Source organism: Pseudomonas soli, from assembly GCF_900110655.1.
Lineage (GTDB): Bacteria > Pseudomonadota > Gammaproteobacteria > Pseudomonadales > Pseudomonadaceae > Aquipseudomonas > Aquipseudomonas soli.
Genome location: NZ_FOEQ01000001.1, coordinates 491339 through 514868 on the forward strand (window position 1 = coordinate 491339; position 23530 = coordinate 514868).

Annotated in this window: 22 protein-coding genes and 1 tRNA gene; 16 read left to right on the plus strand and 7 right to left on the minus strand. The window is 64.6% G+C overall.

Features of this window, described 5'->3' with window-relative positions; genetic code table 11:
* Positions 1-146: 146 nt before the first annotated feature.
* The 5 genes from BMY03_RS02290 (at position 147) to BMY03_RS02310 (ending at position 5603) form a co-directional block, all read left to right on the plus strand.
* Complete coding sequence (locus tag BMY03_RS02290) at positions 147-1436, plus strand: OprD family porin (RefSeq protein ID WP_094010147.1); 1290 nt, start codon at positions 147-149, stop codon at positions 1434-1436.
* A gap of 31 nt (positions 1437-1467) precedes the next feature.
* The gene (locus BMY03_RS02295) at positions 1468-2448 is read left to right on the plus strand and encodes a Bug family tripartite tricarboxylate transporter substrate binding protein (protein ID WP_038705538.1); all 981 of its coding nucleotides are present in this window, start codon (positions 1468-1470) and stop codon (positions 2446-2448) included.
* 160 nt (positions 2449-2608) lie between these two features.
* Complete coding sequence (locus BMY03_RS02300) at positions 2609-3067, plus strand: tripartite tricarboxylate transporter TctB family protein (protein ID WP_023632081.1); 459 nt, start codon at positions 2609-2611, stop codon at positions 3065-3067.
* A 3-nt stretch (positions 3068-3070) separates the two neighbouring features.
* Complete coding sequence (locus BMY03_RS02305) at positions 3071-4585, plus strand: tripartite tricarboxylate transporter permease (RefSeq protein WP_094010148.1); 1515 nt, start codon at positions 3071-3073, stop codon at positions 4583-4585.
* Complete coding sequence (locus BMY03_RS02310) at positions 4578-5603, plus strand: AbrB family transcriptional regulator (RefSeq protein WP_038705536.1); 1026 nt, start codon at positions 4578-4580, stop codon at positions 5601-5603. Before BMY03_RS02305 ends, BMY03_RS02310 begins: the two co-directional genes overlap by 8 nt.
* Before the next feature lie 33 nt (positions 5604-5636).
* Here the strand turns inward: BMY03_RS02310 and ung are convergent, their stop codons facing one another.
* Positions 5637-6329, minus strand: coding sequence for a uracil-DNA glycosylase (gene ung, locus BMY03_RS02315; protein WP_094010149.1), 693 nt, complete (start codon positions 6327-6329; stop codon positions 5637-5639).
* Between the two features lie 128 nt (positions 6330-6457).
* Here ung and BMY03_RS02320 point away from each other — a divergent pair, with 128 nt between their 5' ends.
* Positions 6458-7564 carry an enoyl-CoA hydratase/isomerase family protein gene (locus tag BMY03_RS02320; RefSeq protein WP_094010150.1) on the plus strand — a complete coding sequence of 369 codons (1107 nt, stop codon included), beginning with the start codon at positions 6458-6460 and terminating at the stop codon, positions 7562-7564.
* Positions 7565-7591: 27 nt separating this feature from the next.
* Here the strand turns inward: BMY03_RS02320 and BMY03_RS02325 are convergent, their stop codons facing one another.
* A complete protein-coding gene (locus tag BMY03_RS02325; RefSeq protein ID WP_094010151.1) occupies positions 7592-8029 on the minus strand; it encodes a hypothetical protein in 438 nt (145 codons plus the stop codon).
* A gap of 212 nt (positions 8030-8241) precedes the next feature.
* On the opposite strand from BMY03_RS02325, the gene BMY03_RS02330 reads away from it, so the two are divergent.
* From BMY03_RS02330 to BMY03_RS02355, 6 genes are all read left to right on the plus strand, one after another.
* Positions 8242-9732, plus strand: coding sequence for a sensor domain-containing diguanylate cyclase (locus tag BMY03_RS02330; RefSeq protein WP_046856882.1), 1491 nt, complete (start codon positions 8242-8244; stop codon positions 9730-9732).
* Entirely contained in the window at positions 9725-9946 is a 222-nt protein-coding gene (locus BMY03_RS02335; protein WP_023631641.1) for a cysteine-rich CWC family protein, read from the plus strand. The genes BMY03_RS02330 and BMY03_RS02335 overlap by 8 nt, the downstream gene beginning before the upstream one ends.
* A gap of 32 nt (positions 9947-9978) precedes the next feature.
* Entirely contained in the window at positions 9979-10671 is a 693-nt protein-coding gene (locus BMY03_RS02340; RefSeq protein ID WP_038705533.1) for a pseudouridine synthase, read from the plus strand.
* 378 nt (positions 10672-11049) lie between these two features.
* Positions 11050-11934, plus strand: a complete 885-nt coding sequence (locus BMY03_RS02345; protein ID WP_094010152.1) for an alpha/beta fold hydrolase — start codon at positions 11050-11052, stop codon at positions 11932-11934.
* 116 nt (positions 11935-12050) lie between these two features.
* A tRNA-Gly gene (locus BMY03_RS02350) sits at positions 12051-12124 on the plus strand.
* Positions 12125-12312: 188 nt separating this feature from the next.
* Positions 12313-14013 (plus strand): SulP family inorganic anion transporter, encoded by a 1701-nt coding sequence (locus BMY03_RS02355; RefSeq protein WP_094010153.1) that lies wholly within the window; start codon positions 12313-12315, stop codon positions 14011-14013.
* Between the two features lie 108 nt (positions 14014-14121).
* On the opposite strand, the gene BMY03_RS02360 is transcribed toward BMY03_RS02355, so the two are convergent.
* A complete protein-coding gene (locus BMY03_RS02360; protein WP_094010154.1) occupies positions 14122-15180 on the minus strand; it encodes a glycerophosphodiester phosphodiesterase in 1059 nt (352 codons plus the stop codon).
* 142 nt (positions 15181-15322) lie between these two features.
* Here BMY03_RS02360 and BMY03_RS02365 point away from each other — a divergent pair, with 142 nt between their 5' ends.
* From BMY03_RS02365 to BMY03_RS02380, 4 genes are all read left to right on the plus strand, one after another.
* Positions 15323-16339: a DUF4917 family protein gene (locus BMY03_RS02365; protein ID WP_094010155.1), complete on the plus strand. Its 1017-nt coding sequence runs from the start codon at positions 15323-15325 to the stop codon at positions 16337-16339.
* A gap of 77 nt (positions 16340-16416) precedes the next feature.
* Positions 16417-16938 carry an RNA polymerase sigma factor gene (locus BMY03_RS02370; RefSeq protein ID WP_023631645.1) on the plus strand — a complete coding sequence of 174 codons (522 nt, stop codon included), beginning with the start codon at positions 16417-16419 and terminating at the stop codon, positions 16936-16938.
* Entirely contained in the window at positions 16935-17882 is a 948-nt protein-coding gene (locus BMY03_RS02375; protein WP_094010156.1) for a FecR family protein, read from the plus strand. Before BMY03_RS02370 ends, BMY03_RS02375 begins: the two co-directional genes overlap by 4 nt.
* A 119-nt stretch (positions 17883-18001) precedes the next feature.
* On the plus strand, positions 18002-20554 hold the full coding sequence (locus BMY03_RS02380; RefSeq protein WP_094010157.1) for a TonB-dependent receptor: 2553 nt from the start codon (positions 18002-18004) through the stop codon (positions 20552-20554).
* A 33-nt stretch (positions 20555-20587) separates the two neighbouring features.
* Here BMY03_RS02380 and BMY03_RS02385 read toward each other — a convergent pair whose 3' ends face one another.
* The 4 genes from BMY03_RS02385 to BMY03_RS02400 form a co-directional block, all read right to left on the minus strand.
* Positions 20588-21082 (minus strand): helix-turn-helix transcriptional regulator, encoded by a 495-nt coding sequence (locus BMY03_RS02385; protein ID WP_094010158.1) that lies wholly within the window; start codon positions 21080-21082, stop codon positions 20588-20590.
* Entirely contained in the window at positions 21082-21354 is a 273-nt protein-coding gene (locus BMY03_RS26515) for a hypothetical protein (RefSeq protein WP_094010159.1), read from the minus strand. The genes BMY03_RS02385 and BMY03_RS26515 overlap by 1 nt, the downstream gene beginning before the upstream one ends.
* Before the next feature lie 177 nt (positions 21355-21531).
* The gene (locus BMY03_RS02395) at positions 21532-22785 is read right to left on the minus strand and encodes a class I SAM-dependent methyltransferase (RefSeq protein ID WP_094010358.1); all 1254 of its coding nucleotides are present in this window, start codon (positions 22783-22785) and stop codon (positions 21532-21534) included.
* 63 nt (positions 22786-22848) lie between these two features.
* Positions 22849-23457, minus strand: a complete 609-nt coding sequence (locus tag BMY03_RS02400; protein WP_023632611.1) for a TPM domain-containing protein — start codon at positions 23455-23457, stop codon at positions 22849-22851.
* Positions 23458-23530 lie beyond the last annotated feature (73 nt).

Sequence of the window (23530 nt, forward strand, 5' to 3'; positions counted from 1 at the left end):
TGCTGTGAAGCCCTCGCAACAAACCTTTCACGCTGAAAGGTTAGCGAAAGGTTGGTTACCTAGCATCGCACCACGGCTGCCCCGCGCGCCGCAAAAAGCACCAGCAAGGTGCAAACACATAAGAACAATAAATGGAGTCACCGACGATGCTGTCCACGCAGCCGCAGGCGTACGCGCCTATCCGTTCCCTCGCCGCCCGACCTTCCGCCCTCGCCAGCGCCTTCGCCCTTGCCGGTGTCGCGCCCATGAGCCAGGCCGCCTTCTTCGAAGACAGCACGGCCACCTTCGAAACCCGCAACATGTACTTCAACCGCGACTTCCGCGAAGGCACCAGTGCGCAGCAATCCAAGCGCGACGAATGGGCCCAGGGTTTCATGCTCAACTTCGAGTCCGGCTATACCGAAGGCACCGTGGGCTTCGGCCTGGACGCGCTGGGCATGCTCGGGGTCAAGCTCGACTCCAGCAAGGACCGCACCGACACCGGCCTGCTGCCGACCCACGACAACGGCAAGGCTGCCGACGAATACTCCAAGCTCGGCCTGACCGGCAAGGTCAAGGTCTCGCAGACCGAACTGAAGGTCGGCACGCTGATCCCCGAGCTGCCCACGCTGCAGCCCAACGACGGGCGCATCCTGCCGCAGACCTTCGAAGGCGGCCTGGTCACCTCGAAGGAGATCAATGGCCTGACCTTCACCGGCGCCCGCCTGGAAAAAGCCAAGGACCGCAACGACACCAACTGGGAAGACCTGGCCCTCAACAACAAGAACAGTCGCTTCGGCGGCACTTTCAGCGCCGACCATTTCGACACCGGCGGCCTGGACTACCAGTTCACCGACCGCATCACCGGCAGCTACCACTTCGCCCAGCTCGACGACATCTACCGCCAGCACTTCATCGGCATGCTCGCCACCCAGCCGTGGGGCCCGGGCACCCTGGGCGCCGACCTGCGCCTGGCGATCAGCGACGATGCCGGCGCGGCCAAGGCCGGCAAGATCGACAACACCACCGTCAACGGCATGCTCAGCTACACCCTGGGCGGGCACAAGGTCAGCGGCGCCTGGCAGCAGCTCTCCGGCGACAGCGCCTTCCCCTACGTCGACGGTGCCGACCCCTACCTGGTCAACTTCGTCCAGATCAATGACTTCGCCGGCAGAGACGAGCGCTCCTGGCAGGCACGCTACGACTACAACTTCGCCGCCCTCGGCATCCCCGGCCTGACCTTCATGACCCGCTACATCAGCGGCGACAACGTCAGCCGCGCAGCTGGCGGCGAGGGCAAGGAGTGGGAACGCAACACCGAACTGAAGTACGTGGTACAAAGCGGCCCGTTGAAAAACGTCGCCGTGCGCCTGCGCAACGCCACCTTCCGCTCCAACTTCGCCCGCGACGCGGACGAGGTGCGGCTGCTGGTGAGCTACAGCGTGGCTCTGTGGTAACCCATAACAACAACGCTCACGGAGATAGACGATGACTTTTTCACTGCGCCGCCTCGTCCTGGCCACCGGCTGCCTGCTGCTGGCCGGCAACGCCCTGGCCGCCGAACCCAAACGCCCCGAATGCATCGCCCCGGCCTCGCCCGGCGGCGGTTTCGACCTGACCTGCAAGCTGGTGCAAAGCGCCCTGGTCAACGAGAAGATCCTCAGCAAGCCCATGCGCGTGACCTACATGCCCGGCGGCGTCGGCGCGGTAGCCTACAACGCCGTGGTCGCCCAGCGGCCAGGCGATGCCGGCACCCTGGTGGCCTGGTCCAGCGGTTCGCTGCTGAACCTGGCCCAGGGCAAGTTCGGCCGCTTCGACGAGAACGCAGTGAAATGGCTGGCGGCGGTCGGCACCAGCTATGGCGCCATTGCGGTGAAGAGCGACTCGCCCTACAAGACCCTCGATGACCTGGTCGCGGCCCTGAAGAAGGACCCGAGCAAGGTGGTGATCGGCTCCGGCGGCACCGTCGGCAGCCAGGACTGGATGCAGACCGCGCTGATCGCCAAGGCCGCCGGCATCAACCCGCGCGACCTGCGCTACGTGGCCCTGGAAGGCGGCGGCGAGATCGCCACCGCGCTGCTCGGCGGGCACATCCAGGTGGGTTCCACCGATATTTCCGACTCCATGCCGCACATCCAGAGCGGCAACATGCGCATCCTCGCGGTGTTCTCCGAGAACCGCCTGGACGAGCCGGAGATGAAAGACATCCCCACCGCCAAGGAGCAGGGCTACGACATCGTCTGGCCGGTGGTGCGCGGCTTCTACCTCGGGCCGAAGGTCAGCGACGAGGACTACGCCTGGTGGAAGGCCTCGTTCGACAAGCTGCTGGCCTCGGAGGACTTCGCCAAGCTGCGTGACCAGCGCGAACTGTTCCCGTTCGCCATGACAGGCGAAGAGCTGGACGGCTATGTGAAGAAGCAGGTGGCGGACTACAAGGCGCTGGCCCGGGAATTCGGCCTGATCCAGTAAGCCATGCAGCCTGTACTGGCCTCATCGCCGGCAAGCCGGCTCCCACAGGGCCTGCGCTAGGTTCTGAAGCGACGGACGTCCTGTGGGAGCTGGCTTGCCAGCGATACGGCCAGCACAGATCCCGAGTTGTGCTTCAGCAATCCTTTTCGAGGATTTCTACATGATCCTGCAACGCCTCTTCGCCCTCGTCCTGCTGGCGCTGTGCGCCGTGCTGGCGGTGATGGCCTGGCCCTACCAGGCCGCCTTCTCCTACGAACCGGTGGGCCCGCGCGCCTACCCGCTGCTGATGCTCGGCCTGATGAGCCTGGGCCTGCTGTACCTGGCCATTCGCCCCACGCCCATCGTGCGCAAGGATGATGAGCCGGAACTGGACCGCGAGACCCTGATCAAGATCGCGGCCTGCGTCGGCCTGCTGATCGTCTTCGCCGCCACCTTCGAGGCGCTGGGCTTCATCCTCAGCGCCATCCTGGTCGGCCTGCCCATGGCCCGTTTGTACGGTGGCCGTTGGCTGCACAGCGCCCTCGTGGTGGTGGGCATGAGCATCTTCCTCTACTGGCTGTTCGACCGGGTGATGGACGTCCCCCTGCCCCTCGGCCTGCTCGACGTACTGGAGAACTGACACATGGATACCTTGAGCTACCTGGGCCAGGGCTTCGGCGTCGCCCTGAGCCCGTACAACCTGGTCACCGCCCTGACCGGCACCCTGATCGGCACCGTGGTCGGCCTGCTGCCGGGCCTGGGCCCGATCAACGGCGTGGCCCTGCTGATCCCCATCGCCTTCGCCCTCGGCCTGCCGCCGGAGTCGGCGCTGATCCTGCTGGCCGCCGTGTACCTGGGCTGCGAGTACGGCGGGCGGATCAGCTCGATCCTGCTGAACATCCCGGGCGAAGCCTCCACCGTGATGACCACCCTCGACGGCTACCCCATGGCCCGCCAGGGTCTGGCCGGCGTGGCCCTGTCGCTGTCGGCCTGGAGCTCGTTCATCGGTGCCTTCATCGCCACCTGCGGCATGGTGCTGTTCGCCCCGCTGCTGGCGAAATGGGCAATCGCCTTCGGTCCGGCGGAGTACTTCGTGCTGATGGTGTTCGCCATCGTCGCCCTCGGCGGCATGGCCGGCGACAAACCACTGAAGACGTTCATTGCCGCGCTGATCGGCCTGTTCCTCTCGGCGGTGGGCATCGACGCCAACAGCGGCGTGTACCGCTTCACCGGTGACAGCGTGCACCTGGCCGACGGCATCCAGTTCGTCGTGCTGGTGCTGGGGCTGTTCTCGATCAGCGAGATCCTCCTGCTGCTGGAGAAAACCCACCATGGCCATGTGGCGGTCAAGGCCACCGGGCGCATGCTGTTCAACCTCAAGGAAGCGGCATCGGTATTCTTAGTCAACATTCGCTGTGGCCTGCTCGGCTTCTTCATGGGCGTGTTGCCGGGTGCCGGTGCGACCCTGGCCAGTGCCGTTGCGTACATGACCGAGAAGCGCATCGCCGGCGATAAAGGCAAGTTCGGCAAGGGTGACGCTCGCGGCCTGGCTGCCCCGGAAACCGCCATTGGCGCGTCCTGCTGCGGCGCCCTGGTGCCGATGCTGACTCTGGGCGTGCCAGGCTCGGGCACCACCGCGGTGATGATCGGCGCCCTGACGCTGTACAACATCACTCCCGGCCCGCTGTTGTTCGAACAGCAACCGGACATCGTCTGGGGCCTGATCGCCTCGCTGTTCATCGCCAACATCATGCTGGTGATCCTGAACATCCCGATGATCCGCATCTTCACCCGCATCCTTGCCGTGCCGAACTGGGCACTGGTGCCGGTGATCGCGATCATCACCGCGATCGGCGTGTACGCAGTGCATGCCACCACCTTCGACCTGTTCCTGATGGTCGGCATCGGCATCATGGGCTACATCCTGCGCAAGCTGGACTTCCCGCTGTCGCCGATCCTGCTGGGCTTCATCCTCGGCGGTCTGATGGAGCAGAACCTGCGCCGCGCGCTGTCGATCTCCAACGGCGAACTGGGCATCCTCTGGTCGAGCACGATCAGCATGGGCGTGTGGGTGCTGGTGGTGTGCATGCTGAGCCTGCCGCTGCTGCGCATCTGGCGCAAACGTGCCCTGCAGCGCCGGGCAACGGCCGATGCCTGACCGGTCGTTGCCACTGTTCTGGGCCACCGGGCTGGTCGGCCTTGCGGGCGGCTTTGCCGCCAGCAAGGTCGGCTGGCCCTTGCCGTGGATGGTCGGCTCGTTGCTGGCGATCATCCTGGTGCGCTGCCTGACCCCCTGGCAGCTCAGTGAAATCCCCAATGGCCGCAAGTGCGGGCAGTGGATCATCGGCATCGGCATCGGCCTGCACTTCACCCCGGCGGTGATCGAACAGGTGGCCAGCCACTTCGCGCTGATCTTCTTCGGTGCGTTGTTCACCACCCTCTCCAGTGTGATCAGCGTGTGGCTGCTGCGGCGCACCGGTGAAGACCGGGCGACGGCGTTCTTCGCCAGCATGCCGGGCGGCTCGGGCGAGATGGTCAACCTCGGTGCGCGCAATGGCGCGGTGCTCAGCCAGGTGGCCGCGGCGCAGAGCCTGCGGGTTCTGGCGGTGGTGCTGTGCGTGCCGGCGCTGTTCAAACTGCTGCTGGGCGATGGCGTGCCGCTGAACCATGCCGGCAGCGTGAGTTGGGGCTGGCTGGCGTTGATAGCGCCGTTAGGGGTGCTCATGGCACTGCTGTGGCAACGCCTGCGCCAACCCAACCCCTGGCTGTTCGGGCCGTTGCTGGTGGCTGCCGGCGTAAGCCTGGCGGGCAACCTGCAGATAGGCCTGCCCAACGGCGCCAGCCAGATCGGCCAGTGGTTGATCGGCAGTGGCCTGGCCTGCCACTTCAACCGGGCGTTCTTTCGCCGGGCGCCATCGTTCCTGGGGCGCACCCTGCTGGCCACGGCGTTGTGCATGCTGATCGCCGCCGGCGCGGCCTGGGCGCTGAGCCTGCTGACGCACCTGGACCTGCGCTCGCTGACCCTGGGCATGATGCCTGGGGGTATCGCCGAGATGAGCCTGACGGCCGAGACCTTGCAACTGTCGGTGCCGCTGGTAACGGCCCTGCAGGTGATGCGCTTGCTGTTCGTGCTGTTTCTGGCCGAGCCGTTGTTCCGGCAGTGGGCCAGGCACTGAGCAAGATGAGCCGCTTCGCGGCCCTCCTTCAGGTCACAACGGCGGCAACGCCCAATCGATCGGCGCGATGCCGCGCTGCTCGAGGAAGCTGTTGGTGCGGCTGAAATGGCCGCAACCAAAGAACCCACGGTAGGCCGACAACGGCGACGGGTGCACCGACTTGAGTATCAGGTGCTTGCTGGCATCGATCAGCTTCTGCTTGCTCTGCGCATGCGCGCCCCACAGCAGGAACACCACGTTCGGGCACTGCTCGCTGACCACCTGGATGATCCGGTCGGTGAAGAATTCCCAGCCTTTCTTCGCATGCGAAGCCGCATTGGCCCGCTCCACGGTCATGGTGGTGTTGAGCAGCAGCACGCCCTGCTCCGCCCAGCTCTGCAGGTAGCCGTGGCTGGGGATCGGCAGGTTGAGGTCGCGCTGCAGCTCCTTGTAGATATTGACCAGCGACGGCGGCGTGGCGATGCCCGGCTGCACCGAGAAACACAGGCCATGGGCCTGGCCCGGGCCGTGGTACGGGTCCTGGCCGAGGATGACCACCTTGACCTGCTCCAGCGGCGTGGAGTTCAGGGCGTTGAAGATCAGCGGCCCGGGCGGGTAGATCTCCTTGCCGGCGGCGTATTCGCCGCGCAGGAACTCGCGTAGCTGATGCATGTAGGGCTGGTCGAACTCGGCACGCAGCGCGGCTTTCCAGCTGGGCTCGAGTTTGATGCGATCGTCGTCGGTCATGGGGGCATCCAAAAGCAAAGTGCCGCGACACTAGGAAAGCCTGGCCGGCTTGTCAATCGATCCGACCGACGACCGGCAGCTTCGGCGCGGCAGGCCATACTGAGGGGATGATTTGCGCGAGGTAACCCATGTCCATTCAATGCGAGGTATTGACCGGCGCCGACGGCGCCCGTATCGGCATCGCCACCCTTGACGCGCCCAAGGCGCTCAATGCCCTGACGTTGCCCATGATCGAAGTGCTCGACGAACGGCTGCGCGCCTGGGCCAGCGACCCCGGGATCGTCTGCGTGCTGCTGCGCGGCAACGGGCCGAAGGCCTTCTGTGCCGGCGGCGACGTGCGGGCACTGGTCCAGGCGTGCCGCGAACACCCCGGCAGTGTACCGCCGCTTGCGGCCACCTTTTTCGCCAGTGAGTACCGTCTCGACCATCACCTCCACACCTACCCCAAGCCCCTGCTGTGCTGGGGCCATGGCCATGTGCTGGGCGGCGGCATGGGCCTGCTGCAAGGCGCCGCAGTGCGCATCGTCACACCCAGCAGTCGCCTGGCCATGCCCGAGATCAGCATCGGCCTGTATCCCGACGTCGGCGCCAGCTGGTTCCTGGCCCGCCTGCCCGGCAAGCTTGGCCTGTTCCTGGGGCTGACCGGCGCGCCCCTCAATGCCCGCGACGCACTGGACCTGGGCCTGGCCGACCGCTTCCTGGGCGAGCATCAGCAGGAGGCGCTGATCGAAGAGCTGCTGCAGTTGAACTGGCAGGAGCAGACCGCCCTGCAGCTCAACAGCCTGCTCAAGGCCGAACAGCACCGTGCCTGCGTGGAGCTGCCCGAAGGGCAATGGCTGGCACGTCGGGCCGTGATCGACGAAGTGCTCGACGTCGCCGACCCCGTCGCGGCCTGGCGGGCATTGGCCGGCCTGGCCCGGCATGCCGATCCGTTGCTGGCGGCGGCGGGTCAGCGCCTGCATGAGGGCTGCCCGCTGACGGCGCACCTGGTATGGGAACAGATCCGCCGGGCACGGCACCTTTCGCTGGCCCAGGTATTCCAGATGGAGTACACAATGAGCCTGAACTGCTGCCGTCACCCGGAGTTCAGCGAAGGGGTGCGCGCCCGCCTGCTGGACAAGGACAACACCCCGCACTGGCACTGGCCGGATGTGGCGCAGGTACCAGCGGCGGTGGTGGAAGCGCATTTCAGCAAGGTCTGGGAGGGGCGGCACCCGCTGGCAGAACTGGGATGACGCATCGCGGTGCCTGTGCGCACGCGGTCAACGCGACCAGCCCCGCTCGCTACCTCGCCCGCCGTCTGGTCGACGGTCGCGATTGCCCTGGCCGTTCGAATGCCAGCGATCACCTCGGCGATCGTCATTGCGGTAGTCGTGGCGGTCGCGATCGCGCCCATAGTCGTAGCGCTGGCGGTTGCCATAGTCGTAGCGTGGGTTGCCTTGCCAGCGCGGCTGCACGCCGGGCGCCGGATAAGGGCGGTACTGCGGCACCGGTGCGGGCCGGTAGTAACGCGGCGCGGGCTGGTAGTAATAGCGTGGCTGCGGCGCCACATAGTAGCGATCCTCGCGGTAGTAGCCAGGGTATACGTAGCGATCGCTGGTGTAGTAGTCACGCCGGTAATAGCCGTTGTCCGCATAATAAGGGGCGCAGGCCGATGTCAGCAGTCCGAGCAGGACGATGAGCAGGATTCGTGGGTACATGGCGGCCTCCTGGACCGCAGGGGTGCCCGGCACAGCGGCGCTGGCGGGCGTCGATGGCAATGCGTTCATCGACACTGGATAAGACAGTCGCGCCAGGGTTCGGTGCCATTTCTGCAACAAATTGAAACAGGTCGTATAACCCTGAAAAACATGCAGTCATTTTTCGGTCATCTCACTAGAATGTGGCCACCGGCACACTTCACGGGAAGATCATGCCTTCGCCCTCCGCCCTGTTCTCGCAACGCTCGCTGATCCTTGCCCTGCTGCTGTTGCTGGCCTGCGGCTTCCTGGCCACCTCGCTGTTGAGCTACTACGCCTCGCGCGGGGCGATCCGCGACGGGATCGTCAACACCGAGCTGCCGCTGACCTCCGACACGGTCTATTCGGAAATCCAGAAAGACCTGATTCGCCCGGTGCTGATCTCATCGATGATGGCCCAGGACACCTTCCTGCGGGACTGGGTACTGGGCGGCGAGCAGGACACCACGCGCGTCACCCGCTACCTCGGCGAAGTGATGGGCAGCCAGGTCACCTGCACCAGCTTCTTCGTTTCCGACCGCAGCCTCACCTACTACCAGGCCAAGGGCGTGCTCAAGCAGGTACGCCCCGATGCCTGGCGCGACGCCTGGTACTTCCGCCTGCGCCAGTCGAACAAACCCTACGAGATCAATGTCGACCTGGACATGGCCAACCAGGACAAGCTCACCGTATTCATCAACCACCGCGTGCTCGACTACCAGCAACGCTTCATCGGCGCCGCCGGGGTGGGCCTGAGCGTGGAGTCGGTGGTGCGCCTGATCGATGACTATCAACGCAGGTACCAGCGATCGGTGCTGTTCACCGATGCGCAGGGCAAGGTCCTGCTGACCGGCTCCGACGGTGGTCCCCACGGCTTGCGCGCCGGCCAGCAACTGGCCGACAGCAACCAGTGGCAGGCATTGCTGGCGCGCATGCCGACACCCACCACCGGCAGCCATGAGTACACCGACAACGACGGCCACAGCCACTTCCTCAACGTGCGCCTGCTGCCGGAGCTGGGCTGGTACCTGCTGGTGGACAAGCGCGAGACCGGCGCCCTGGAGCGCATCCGCCAGTCGCTGTACCTGAACCTGGCGATCTGCGCGATGATCACCCTGGTCGTGCTGTCGCTGCTCAACGCCATGGTCAAGCGCCACCAGGACAACGCCGAGGCGCTGGCCACCCTCGACAGCCTCACCGGCCTGCCCAACCGCCGCAGCTTCGACCTGCTGGCCGGCCAGGCGCTGGTCGAGGCCCAGCGCGACAGTGCGCCGCTGGTCGCCCTGCTGATCGACCTCGATCATTTCAAGGCCCTCAACGACACTCACGGCCACCTGGCCGGCGACGAAGTGCTGCGCCAGTTCGCCAATGTGCTGCAGAGCAGCCTGCGCCAGTCCGATATACTCTGCCGCTGGGGCGGCGAGGAGTTCATCGTGCTGCTGCGTGAAGCCGAAGGCCGCCAGGCCATCGAAGTGGCGGAGAAGATCCGTCGGCGCACCGAGCAACTGACCTTCAGCTATGCCGACCAGCCACTGCGCCTGACCGCGAGCATCGGCCTGTCTGCCCTGCAGCGCGGCGACAGCCTGCACAATCTGCTGACCCGCGCCGACCACGCCCTCTATCGTGCCAAACAAGGTGGACGCAACCGCGTCTGCAGCGAGATGCCCGGAACCGACCATGCCTGACCCCCAACGCTGCCCCGCCTGCGGCGCCCTCAACCAATGCGGCCTGGCCGATCCACGCAGCGCCACGCAAGGCTGCTGGTGCTTCGAGGTGGTCATCGACTCGGCAGTCATCGAAGCCCTGCCCGCAGAACTGCGCGACAAGGCCTGCCTGTGCCCGCGCTGCGCACAGGTGGACGCGCAGCTCAAGGCAGCGCAGGCGCGCACTATCCGTTAGACTGCGCGCCGATTTCCCGCAGACGACCCACCATGCGCCTCGACCGATTCCTCGGCAACCTGCCCTGCTACAACCGCCAGCAAGTGCGCCTGCTGCTGGCGCAAGGGCGTGTGCGCGTGGACGGAGTGGCGACCGCCGACCCACTGCTGGAGGTGCGTGAATTCAGCCGCGTCGCAGTAGACGAGCAGGTGCTCCAGGCCGGGCACCCGGCACGCTACCTGATGCTGCACAAGCCCAGCGGTTGCGTCAGCGCCACCCAGGACCCACAGCACCGCACCGTGCTCGACCTGCTGCCGGCGGCGCTGCGCGATGAGTTGCACATCGCCGGGCGCCTGGACTACAACACCACCGGGCTGATGATCCTGACCAACGATGGCCAGTGGTCGCGGCGCCTGACCCAGCCAAAGACCAAGCAGCCCAAGACTTATCTGGTGCACACCGAAGACGAGATTGGTGCGCACTACGTCGAAAGGTTCCGTGAAGGCTTCTACTTCGCCTTCGAAGACCTCACCACCCTGCCCGCGCAGCTGGATATCCTCGGCCCGCGCAGCGCGCGCCTGACCATCGTCGAGGGCCGCTATCACCAGGTGAAGCGGATGTTCGGACACTTCCAGAACAAGGTGGTGGCGCTGCATCGGGAAAGCATGGGGTCGATCACCCTGGACCCGATATTGCATCCTGGAGAGTTCAGGGCGTTGACCGACGCGGAAATCGCCTCGGTCTGAGCCGATCACCATTCGGCGGTTTCCCACCAAAGATTGTCCCGACGGCACTTGCGCGATCCTAGCCGCGCTGCTTGACTGCTAACTCGTCGGTCTGCATGTGACCAACCAGTCACAACCGCAGTCCAAGACGCCCTTTACCGGCCACCTGGGGTCTCGATGCCCTGGGGCACGGTAATCGCCCGCCACAACAATACCGTCGACACCAGCGTCAAGGATCGACACAAGGGCCCACCGGTTTTCAGTTCCAGGCGAATGCCTACCTGTCATAAAGCACGTGCACCCTGATGGCCATTCCGGTCGGTTCGGCGCCAGCCCGCCAAGCGACCACGCAGGCCACGAGGTGACGCGAATACCCTTTTTGCGCCAGGAGTCGATGACATGAGGCCAGAAATCGCTGTACTTGATATCCAAGGGCAGTACCGGGTTTACACGGAGTTCCATCGCGCGCAGGGCGCCGAGAAGACGATCATTCTGATCAATGGCTCGTTGGCCACGACGGCGTCCTTTGCACAGACAGTGCGCAGCCTGCACCCGCAGTTCAACGTGGTGCTGTACGACCAGCCGTACGCCGGCAAGTCGAAACCCCACAACCGCCATGAACGGTTACTGACCAAGGAAACCGAGGCGCACATCCTGCTTGAGCTGATCGAGCACTTCCGTGCCGATCACGTGATGTCGTTCTCCTGGGGCGGCGCCTGCACCCTGCTGGCCCTGGCGCACCAGCCGCGGCTGGTGAAGAAGGCCATCGTCAGCTCGTTCTCGCCGGTGATCAACGAACCGATGCGCGACTACCTCGACCGCGGTTGCCAGTACCTCGCCGCCTGCGACCGCTACCAGGTGGGCAACCTGGTCAACGACACCATCGGCAAGTACCTGCCGTCGTTGTTCAAGCGCTTCAACTACCGGCACGTCAGCAGCCTGGACAGCCATGAGTACGCGCAGATGCACTTCCACATCAACCAGGTGCTCGACCACGACCTGGAGCGGGCGCTGAAGGCCGCGCGCAACATCGACATCCCGGTGCTGTTCATCAACGGCGACCGCGACGAGTACACCACCGTCGAGGATGCGCGCCAGTTCAGCCGCCATGTCGGACGCAGCCAGTTCAGCGTGATCCGCGGTGCCGGCCACTTCCTGGACATGGAACACAAAAGCGCCTGCGAGGATACCCGCGATGCCATGCTCGGTTTCCTCAAGCCGGCCTTGCGTGAATCCCGCCAACGCTACACACAGGAACCGGGGCAGCATGCACTGGCGATCTGACCGCATCGGCGTCCTGTAGCCCTCGCCACCCTCAGGCTACGGGCCGCCGACAGGCTTTTTTACAAGCTTGGGGCTTCTCATTCGAGGAGGGTTCTGGTAAAAAGTCTTGCTTCGAAGCGGGTATAGTTTATTGGTAAAACTATAGCTTCCCAAGCTATTGAGGAGGGTTCGATTCCCTCTACCCGCTCCATCTCGCATTCCCCGCACGACGTTCCATTGACGTCGTCGCTGTCAAAAGGAGCCTCGGCTCCTTTTTTCTTTTCCAACGTGCCTTTGTTGATCTGGCCCATAGCCACCGCCGCGCCAATTGGCTTGAATACACAGCCGTTCGCGGCGCCTGACCGCTACGCTTTCTGAAACATCTCCAAAGGACTGCGCATGTTTCTCTCCCGCTGGCTACCGGGCCTGGCCAACCTGCTGCACTACCGCCGCGAGTGGTTCCATGCTGACCTCCAGGCCGGCCTGTCGGTGGCCGCGATCCAGATCCCCATCGCCATCGCCTATGCGCAGATCGTCGGCCTGCCGCCACAGTACGGCTTGTATGCCTGCGTGCTGCCGATGATGGTCTATGCCCTGGTCGGCAGCTCACGGCAATTGATGGTCGGCCCGGACGCCGCCACCTGCGCCATGATCGGTGGCGCCGTGGCACCGCTGGCCATGGGCGACCCGCAACGCATCGCCGAGCTGTCGGTGATCGTCACCGTGCTGGTGGGCGTGATGCTGATCGCCGCTGGGGTGGCGCGGGCCGGCTTTATCGCCAGCTTCTTCTCGCGGCCGATCCTCATCGGCTACCTCAACGGCATCGGCCTGAGCCTGCTCGCCGGGCAGTTGTCGAAGGTGGTGGGATTCAAGATTGAAGGCGACGGATTCGTCCTCAGCCTGATCAACTTCTTCCAGCGCCTGGGCGAGATCCACTGGCTGACGCTAGCCATTGGCCTGGCCGGCCTGGGCCTGCTGATCTGGCTGCCACGGCGCTATCCGCGGCTGCCGTCGGCGCTGGTGACCGTGGTGGTATTCACCGCCCTTGCCGGGCTGTTCGGCCTGGACCGTTTCGGCGTGGCGATCCTCGGCCCGGTGCCGGCGGGCATTCCCGAGCTGGCCTGGCCACAGAGCTCCCTGGCGGAAACCAAGAGCCTGCTACGCGATGCGCTGGGTATCGCCACCATCAGCTTCTGCAGCGCCATGCTCACCGCCCGCAGCTTCGCCGCCCGCCACGGCTACGCGATCAACGCCAACCATGAGTTCCTCGCGCTGGGCGTGAGCAACCTGGCCGCCGGCATTTCCCAGGGCTTCGCCATCAGCGGCGCCGACTCGCGCACCGCAGTCAACGACATGGTCGGCGGCAAGAGCCAGCTGGTGGGCATTATCGCCGCACTGGTGATCGCCTTGATCCTGCTGTTCTTCACCGCGCCCATGGCCTGGATTCCCCAGGCTGCGCTGGGCGCGGTGCTGCTCATGGCCGGCTGGGGTTTGATCGACGTGAAGTCGCTCAAGACCATCCGCAAGCTCAGCCGCTTCGAATTCTGGCTGTGCCTCCTGACCACGGTCGGCGTACTCGGCCTGGGCGTGTTGCCGGGCATCGTGTTCGCCGTGACCCTGGCCATCCTGCGCCTGCTCTACAGCATCTACCAGCCCACAGACGCCGTGCTGGGCTGGGTGCCGGGCATCGAGGGCCAGGTGGACGTGCGCCAGCACAAGGATGCCCGCACGGTGCCAGGCCTGCTGGTGTACCGCTTCGACGACGCGATCCTGTTTTTCAACGCCGACTACTTCAAGATGCGCCTGCTCGAAGCCGTGCAGAACGTGGACAAAACCCAGGTAGTGCTGTTCGATGCGGAAGCTGTGACCAGCATCGACGTCAGCGGCATCGCCGCCCTGCGCGAGGTGCGTGACACCCTCGCCGCCCAGGGCATCCACTTCGCCATCGCCCGCGCCCGCGGCACCTTCCTGCGCATGCTAGTGCGTTCCGGGATGGCGCGGGAGATGGAGGAAAACCTGCTGTTCGGCTCGGTACGGGCGGGGATTCGGGCGTATCGGGTATGGCGCAACAGGGCTCGCCGGGAGGGTGCTGCGGATTGAGGGAGGGGGACTACCACGCACCGACGCCCCTTGAACGGGGCCTCGGATCGGCTTTACGACAAACAAGCCCGCGCCACAGTCTGTGTCCCCTGCCCATCATGTTGCCGATCAGTAACCCAGCTTGCGCAGCAACTGGCCTTCGTTCTGTGGCATCGGTCGTTTATAGAAACGCATCAGCTCACCGGCACGGTTGGTGAAGATGCCGTCGACGCCGGCTTTCATCGCCTTGTCGAAATCCACCGCCTCGTCGAGGGTGTACACGTGCACCAGCAGCCCCTTGTCGTGGCTGGCTTGGTTCATCCACGGCTGAATCAGGTCGGAGTAGCTCTGCTCGCCGAGGTCGGTGCGGATTGCCGAAGGGCCGGTACCAATGGCGCCACCGGCCTTGGCATAGTCGAGCCAGCGCAGGAACTCGGCACGGTCCTTGGGTTGCTGACGGGCGTAGAAGGCCGACTTGACCTGCTCGCCGGATTCGGCGAAGTCCTGCCCCGATGCCGGCTCGATGCTGCCCTTGGCCACCCACAGCAAGAGGATCTTCGGTACCTGCGGCATGGCCTCGTGCAGCAGCTTGAGGCTGTTGCGATCGAAGGTCTGCAAGATCACCTTACCCGGCTTATCTAGCCAGCCACGGGCCTCGAGGCGCTTTTTCAGGTCCTGCTCGATACCGGGAAACTGCGCCGGCTCCTTGGTCTCGATATACAGGCCCGGGTGACGCTCGGGGTTGCCTTCGGCGATATCGATCACTTCGTCCAGGGTCAGGATACGCTGGCCCTTGAACGCTTCGCGGGCACGCTCTGGATAGGCCTTGTTGAACCAGCTGCCGGCGTCCAGCGCCTTGAGTTCGGCCAGGGTGAAGGCACTGACCGGGCTCGCTTTGCGCTCGGGGTAACGTGCGGCGACGTCGCTGGTGCGGGCCAGCATATCGTCGTGGACCACCACCAGCACGCCATCGCGGGTGCGTTGCAAATCCATTTCCAGGTAGTCGGCGCCCAATTCGCGGGCCAGCAGGTAGGCAGGAGTGGTGGATTCGGGAGCATCGAACGAGGCGCCACGGTGGGCGATCACGGCCGGATGCGGGATGTCCTGGGCCTTGGCGAGGGCCTTGCCGTCAGTGGCATGGGCCGCGGTGCTCGCCAGCAAGGTGGCCAGGAGAAGGGTCTTGTACATGGGTAATCCTTTGCAGATCGGGGCCGGCCTCTGGAAGACGCCGGCAAGGTCAACGGTGCAGTCCTTGAGGGCGCAAGCCTCGCACACTCTGCATGACATGCTAAAGTCCCCGGCGTTTTCCGCCACACCCAATGGACCGCCCATGCCCGCACTCGACGCCCACTTGCCCACCTGGGCCGACCTCAACCAGCGCCACCCCAGCACCGCCCTGCTGCTGGGCAATGGTGCCAGCCGCGCGCTGTGGAAACCGTTCGGCTACTTCTCGCTGTTCGAGGAAGCCCAGCGGGTGCGGCACAAGGCATTGGGGGTGAGCGACCAGGCACTGTTCAAGGCCTTGGGCAGCGAACTGTTCGAGCCGCTGCTCAGCACCCTGAACACCACGGTGCGGGCCAACGCCGCGCTGGCGATCAACTCCACCGCGCCGCTGAACCGCTACTACTCGATCAAGGAAGCGCTGATCCACGCGGTGCGTGCCGTGCATCTGCCCTGGCCGCGCTTCCCCGGCGCGACGCGCACGGCCATCAACCAGGCACTGCGCCAGTACCGCAACATCTACACCAGCAACTACGACCTGATCCTGCCCTGGGCCGTGGCCGAGGATACGCAAGGTTTCGCCAACCTGTTCGACGAACAGGGTTTCTTCGACGTGCGCCGCAGCCAGGCCGACGGTATCCGCATCCTCCACCTGCACGGCGGCATGCACCTGCTCAAGTTGCCCGACGGCAGTACCCGCCGACGCAGCGCGGAACAGGCCGAACTGCTCGAAGGCTTCGCCGTGAACATTCCCGGCGAAGTACCGCTGTTCGTCAACGAAAGCCGCAGCGAAGACAAGCTGCGCGCCATCCGCAACTCCGACTATCTGTCCTGGAGCCTGGGCCAGCTGGCCCGCGAACACGACGGATTATGCTTGTTCGGCCAGCACCTGGACGCCAGCGACCAGCACCTGCTCGACGCCATCCGCCAGGCGCGGCCCAAGCACCTGGCCATCGCCATCCGGCCACTGAGCGAGGCATCGATCATCAACCAGAAGCAGCACTTCATTGATCGCTTCGGCGATCTTTCGCAGGTTCCGCTGCACTTTTTCGATGCTGCCAGCCACCCCCTGGGCTTGGCTGAACTGGCCATCCCCGTTCCGGCCGCACAGGATCGACGGCGCTGAGCCGCACACTTTGCAAATGTAAATAATTCTCGATAAGATCCGCACCCTTTCCTCTCCGCCAGCCCCGGAAAGCGTGCATGCAGCGCCCCAAACCCGACCCCGTCGCCCACGGTTTCTATGCCGACATCCTGCATTTCCTGCGCAAGCGCATGGACAATGCCAGTGACGCCGCGGACATGACCCAGGATGTCTTCGCCCAATGGCTGGGTTACCGGGATCGGGCCAAGGTGGAGCAGCCGCGCGCGTTCCTGTTCCAGGTGGCGCGCAACCTGCTGAGCGACCATTGGCGCAGGCAGAAAGTGCGCCATGCGGCGCTGGCCGACGACACCCTGCCCGAGCAGCAGGACGCGCCGGCCAACGATCCGCTGGACCACGCCCAACAGCAACAACGGCTGAATCAATTGCGTCAGGTGCTCGCAGAACTCTCGCCGCGACGCCGCGAAGCCCTTATGCTGCACCGTTTCGAAGGCCTGACCCAGGCCCAGATCGCCGAACGCATGAACATTTCCGTCAGCATGGTCGAAAAGCACATCGCCGCCGCCCTGCTGCAATGCAAGCAACGCCTGGACAGTGACAACGGCACGGAGCAGTTCCCATGACCCCCACCGACGAGCTCGACCCGCGCCCGATCGACGCCCAGGCGGCGAGCTGGTTCAGCCGCAACCGCAACCAGCCTTCACGGCAAGACCGCAAGGCGTTCGCTCGGTGGATGCAGACGCCCGAGCACACCCGCGCCTATCGCCAGTTCGAACAGCTGTGGGATGACCTGGCGGCACTCAAGCAAGCCAATCGCCCCGTGCCCTTACCGGTACCCCGGGCGCCACGCTGGCGCCCGGCCCTGGCAACGGCGGCGGCCCTGCTCTGCGCAGTGCTGGCCGGCAACCTGGGCGCGGGCAGCGAAGCCTTCAGCCAACGCATCAGCGCCAGCCAGGCCGTACAGGTGCTGCAACTGCCCGATGGCAGCCAGCTGCATGTCAACGCCCAGACCCGCCTGCACCTGGACTTTAGCGCCGAACAGCGGCTGATCCAGCTAGAACATGGCCAGCTGTATATCGAGGTGGCACCCGACAAAGAGCGACCGCTGTTCGTCGATGCGGGCAGCGGCCGCGTGCGCGTGGTCGGCACTGGTTTCGATGTGCGCCGGGGCGACCGCGAACTGGTGGTGGCGGTCGCCCACGGCCAGGTAGCGTTCGACACTCCCGGCGAACGACAACCGCCGTTGTTGCTAGGTACCCGCCAAGGCGCCACCTACGATCTCGCACGCGGCACCCTGACCCGCCGTGAACTGGGCGAACAAAAAGTGGCCGACTGGCGCGAAGGCCAGGTGAGCTTTCGCAACCGCGAACTGGCCAGCCTGATCGACGAGCTCGGCCTGTATCGCAAGCAGCCGGTGGTGCTGGCCGACCCGACGCTTGGCCGCTACAAGGTGTCCGGCAACCTCGACGTCCACGACCCGGACGCCCTGCTCAATGCCCTGCCCGCCCTGCTGCCGGTCAAGACCACCTTGCTGGCCGACGGCCGCCTGCGTATCGAACGACGCTAAAAAATAATTTGAGAATTTTTATCATTCGCAGGTGAGGTTTTGTCGCAACATCGCGTCTTCCTCCCCGCCTGCCGCGTGATGGCGGGCTTTTTCCGGCCTTTTGCCGTTTGGGGGAAACCATGTTGTCCGCGTTGCGTCCATTGCACTGCCTGCCTGTCCGACCCACATTGCTGGCCCTGTGCCTGGCCATGAGCCTGGCCGCCGAAGCCGCACCGGTACCATTCGACCTGCCGGCGCAACCGCTGGCGCGCTCGCTGAGCCAACTGGCCCAGCAGGCCAAGGTCCAGCTGCTGTTCGACGAGGCCCTGCTCGGCAGTGCCCAGGCGCCAGTGCTCAAGGGCGACTTCGAAGCCGAAGCGGCCATCAGCCGCCTGCTGGTGGGCAGCCGCTTCAACGTGGTGCGCATGGGCAACACCTATGTGGTACGCCTGCGCGAAGACGATCCGGCTGCCGACAACAGCCTGCAACTCGGTGCCGTGAGCATTGTTGGTGATGGCCAGCAGGTCGACGCTGGCAACGTCGGGCGCTCGACCCTCGACCAAGAGCAGATCGACCGCTACCAGCCCAGCAACATTCCCAGCGTGCTGGCGACCCTGCCGGGGGTGAATATGGGGGGCTCGTCCAAGCCCGGCGGCCAGACCATCAACATCTGGGGCTTCGGCGACGCCGAGGACGTGCCGATGACCCTCGACGGTGCGCCCAAGAGCGGCTTCGAGCGCTATCAGCAAGGCACCATCTTCATCGAGCCCGAGCTGATCAAGCACATCGAGGTCGAAAAAGGGCCGCACTCGGTCAAGACCGGCAATGGCGGTTTCGGCGGCAGCGTCAACATGGAAACCAAGGACGCCGGCGACCTGCTTCAGGAAGGTCGCAACAGCGGTGCGATGCTCAAATACGGCTATGGCAGCAACGACCACCAGCAGATCTATAGCTCGGCATTGTTCGGCCGTACCGACGACGGTCGCATCGACGGACTTGTGTATTACACCAAGCGTGACGGCGGCAATTTGAAAATGGCCGACAGCCTGCCCGACCCCACCGGCAAATGGCCAATCAACCCCCAGCGCATCCCCTACAGCGCCCTGGACTTGGACGGCGCCCTGCTCAAGACCAATATCCATTTCACCGACGAGCACAGCCTGGGGTTGTCCTGGGCACAATCAGAAAGCCAGCGCTGGACCACCTTCTCATCGACCGCCTTCAGCACGCCCCCCACTGCGGCGGATATCAAGAAGTACGGCTACGAAGCCGCCCTCAAGCGCTTCCTCGCCAACCGCCGCACCATCGACACCACCTGGTCGGCCACCTACAAGTACCAACCGATCGAGAACCCGTGGGTAGACCTGCAGGTGAAGTACTCCGAATCGGACACCAAGCAGACCGACGAGCGCGACGCCACGGCGTTCTTCCAGCCCGCCACTGGTGGACGCAAGATGGACACCGAGTACAAGGACCGCATGCTCGATGTGAAGAACACCAGCACCTTCCTCACCGGTCCCCTGGAGCATGCGCTTACCGCAGGCGTGCAGCTGCGTCGCCATGACCGTGACACGCAGATGTGGATGCCCGGCAAGACCTACGAAGTACCCAAGTACAACCATGGTCACTACCAGCCGTACTTCATGCCCAGCGGCCAGGTCGACAGCCAGGGCTACTACCTGCAGGACGCCATCACCCTGGGCGACCTGACCATCACCCCATCGTTGCGCTACGACCATGTGACCAATGAGGGCAAGCCCAACCAGGCGCCTTACTACAACAACCCGGTGGCTGGCCACGACTACAGTGACAAGACCTACAGCGGCTGGTCGCCACGTCTGTCGCTGTTCTGGAAGATGACCGAACAGACCGCGCTGTTCGCCGACTACAGCAAGACCTGGCGCGCCCCGGTGCTGGATGAACAGTATGAAGTGCAGGGTGTCGGCAGCCGCACCGCCACCAGTCGCAACCTCGACCCCGAGCGCATCACCGGTGTACGGGTCGGCAGCATCAGTACCTTCACCAATGTGTTCAGCCAAGGCGACAGCGCGCAGATTCGCACCATGGCATTCCACAACAAGGTCACTGACGAGATCTTCAAGGCCACCGGCATCGGCTGCCAAGAGCAACTGGTCAGCGGCGGCACCATTGCCAACACCTGCGGCGACGGGCTGATGGGCAACTACCGCAATATCGGCGACGTGACCTACAAGGGTTTCGAAATCGAGACCTTCTACGACTCCACCTATTGGTTCGGTGCGGTATCGTACGCGTGGATGGAAGGTCGCCACGAGGGCGCGTACACCAACCCCTGGGGGCCGGATGTCTGGGCCAAGGATGTACCGGCACCGAAATGGATCACCACCCTTGGCGTGAAGATCCCGGCCTGGGATGCCCGTGTCGGCTGGACCGCGCAGTTCGTCGGCGCCACCCACCACCTGCCCAGCGACAAGTACTTCGAGGGCCCCGCGAGTGCGCTCGGTGACCGTTACTACGACAACTTCGGCAACGAGAAGTACCAGATCCACGGCCTGTTCGCCAACTGGAAACCGCAGCAACCCTACCTCAAGGGCACCGAGGTCAACCTGACCGTGGACAACCTGTTCAACAAGGCCATCCGGCCGGAGCTGTCAGGTGAAAACGCCTATACCCAGGGACGCAATGCCAAGATCAGCGTGACCCGGTTCTTCTGAGCCTGCTGGCAGGCAATGATGCAACGGAGTGCATCACCTGCCGTTCGCCACCCGCTCCTGGGCCCTGGCGACATTCACCTGCATCGCCACGATGGCCAGCTCATGGACTGCCTGGGCGACGGCATGCGTGCCGCGCACCTGCATCCACGACAGGATGTCGGCGAGGTGCCAAAGCGAGAGCGTGCCGTCATGCACCGGGGCCGGAAAGCTACGGTGATGGGTGAGCATGAGCTTGCGCATGTTCTGCCGGGAAACCCCCACCAGCTCCGCCACATCGGTCAGGCCGACCAGGTCGGGGCTGACCTCGATCAGCCGGGCATCCGGCAACACTTTCCGCACATCCGCCAAAGCGCTGTGCAGTGCCTCCCGCGCCGTGCCGCCCTCGCGGGCGAAGGCAAGGGCCAGACGGCCCGGTTGGCCGCTACCGACCACTGCATCATCGCAACCGGCCTCCCCCAGGCGCTCGATCAGCGCCTCGACGTCCATGTCCTCGGTCAATTGGTATTTGAGGGTGAACTCGTACTCCATCACTTTCGCTCCACTGACTGATTGGCTATCACGCTTGTCGACGTACAGTTGTCCACGATCCGGCATAACTGGCGGGCGAAGGTGCCCGGGTTTCTGGGCGTGCTCCACACGCTGGTGATGCAGAACTCGCCGCAGCGGCATTCGCGGTCGTTGTTAGGGCAATAGACCCGCCCCCAGCAATGGCCTCCTCGCACCGTGACTTTCCAGCCCCGCGCTTCGGCGTGCTTCAGGGACTGCTCGACTTCCTTGTTTGGATGGAGGGGACGGACCATCGTTCGAGCTCCAGTATGGACATGAAAAAAAGGTTGTCAAGTGACAACCAGGCAACGCTGATGGGCGTCATCACAAGCCAGACTAGGTGCCGAGTGGGATGCAAAAGACTCAGAAAGGTCGTTTCGGAAACCACCTAACCGAGATTGGGAAAATGCTGTAGGTTCAGATGAGATCGATCACCCAGCGATCAGGCCATCCGCCTGCAGCAGGGTCTCCAGGCAATGCTCGCGCACCCCATAGAACGCCTTGAGCTCGGCGATTTTCTCCAGCAAACCCGCATTGTCCTGGGGCTGGCGGCGCTTGACCGCAAGGATCATCTTGTTCTTGTTGGTGTGCTCGAGCGAGATGAACTCGAATACCTTGGTCTCGTAGCCGCAAGCTTCCAGGTAAAGGGCGCGCAGGCTGTCGGTGAGCATCTCGGCCTGTTGGCCCAGGTGCAGCCCGTACTGCAGCATCGGTTGCAACAAGCCCGGGCTGTGCAACTGCGGACGGATCTGCTTGTGGCAGCACGGCGAGCACATGATGATCGCGGCGTTGCAGCGAATGCCGGTGTGGATGGCATAGTCGGTGGCGATATCACAGGCATGCAAGGCGATCATCACATCGATGGCCTCAGGCACCACGCTGCGCACATCGCCGCATTCGAACATCAGGCCCGGGTGCTCCAGGCGCGCGGCGGCGGCATTGCACAACTCGACCATGTCCGGGCGTAGCTCGACACCAGTGACCTGCGCCTCACGGGCTAGGGTGTTGCGCAGGTAGTCGTGCATGGCAAAGGTCAGGTAGCCCTTGCCCGAACCGAAGTCGGCGACCTTCAGGCTCTGCTGGGCGTCCACGGGCGCGTCGCTCAAGGCATGGTCGAAGACCTCGATGAACTTGTTGATCTGCTTCCATTTGCGCGACATGGACGGGATCAGCGCGCCCTGCGCGTCGGTTACCCCCAGGTCGCGCAGGAACGGCCGCGACAGCTCCAGATAACGCCTCTTCTGCCGATCATGGCCAGCCGCGCCCGCCTCGCGGGGCGCCTGCTGGGCCAGGTGCCGGCGCAGCATCGGCTTGCCCTTCTTGCTGAACTCCAGGTGCACCTCGCCGGCAGCGGTGAACAGGTGCGCGTTGCGAAAGCTCTCGGGTAGCAGTGCGGCCACCAGCGCCTGCGCCTCGTCCAACCCCAGGTTGCGGGTGATGTCGCGAGTCTGGTGGCGGTAGACCAACGACAGGCAGACCTGGCCCTTGATCTGCACCGGCTTGGCGATGATCCTCTGCAGGGTCTGGTCGGTGCCGACATGGCGGGCCAGCACCAGCTTGCTCAGGCTGCCGTCGCCCAGGGCATCGGCGAGCAGGCTCAGGAACTGGGCGCGCGCGTCCGGCGCGCCAGGGGCGGAGGAAGGGGAAGACGTGGGAACGGGTGCCTCGAAATGCGGGGGCGCGATGCGCAATGCCGGGCATTCTACGTCGATAGGCCCCCTGGTGAAACACGGACAACTGGCCAACAGTCAGTCGAGAATCACCAGGCGGTTGGGCAGTTCGTTGCGCGCATGGGTCGCAGGGACATGCTCGCTGAGCAACTCGCCGCAGGCCTCGATGCATTCGACGAAGCCCTGCAAGGTCTGGCCCTGGCTCACCTGATCGGTGAAACGGGCGACGATCGCCTCGCGTGCCTGCTCGGGCAGGTACCGGGCGATGCCCTCGTCGACCAGGATCTCGACATGCCGCTCGGCTTCGCTGACGAAGATCAACACCCCCGTGGCGCCGGCAGTACGCTGCAGGTTGAGCTCGAGAAACTGCTGCCGGGCCAGGCCCGAGGCGCGCCGGCGGCGCAGCATCGACGGCACCACCCAGGTAGCCAGGCGCGGATGGCGCAACACCAGGCACAAGCTGATGAAGGTCAGCATCTGCGCCAGCAACAAGCCATTGACGCCAATGCCGCCCAGCCACAGGTGCAACACACCGGGTACCAGCAAGGCCAGCAAGGCGGCCCAGAGCAATGGCAGATAAGGGAAGTCATCGGCTCGGCGGGCCAGCACCGTGACCAGCTCGGCATCGGTGCGCCGCTCGGCGCGGGCGATCGCTTCGGCGATCTGGCGCTGTTCGTATTCGGTCATGCCATCGTCTCTCGAGCGTTCTTATCATTGTTATCCCGGCAATCGGGTGGGCGGGAGTGTATCTCAACAAGTG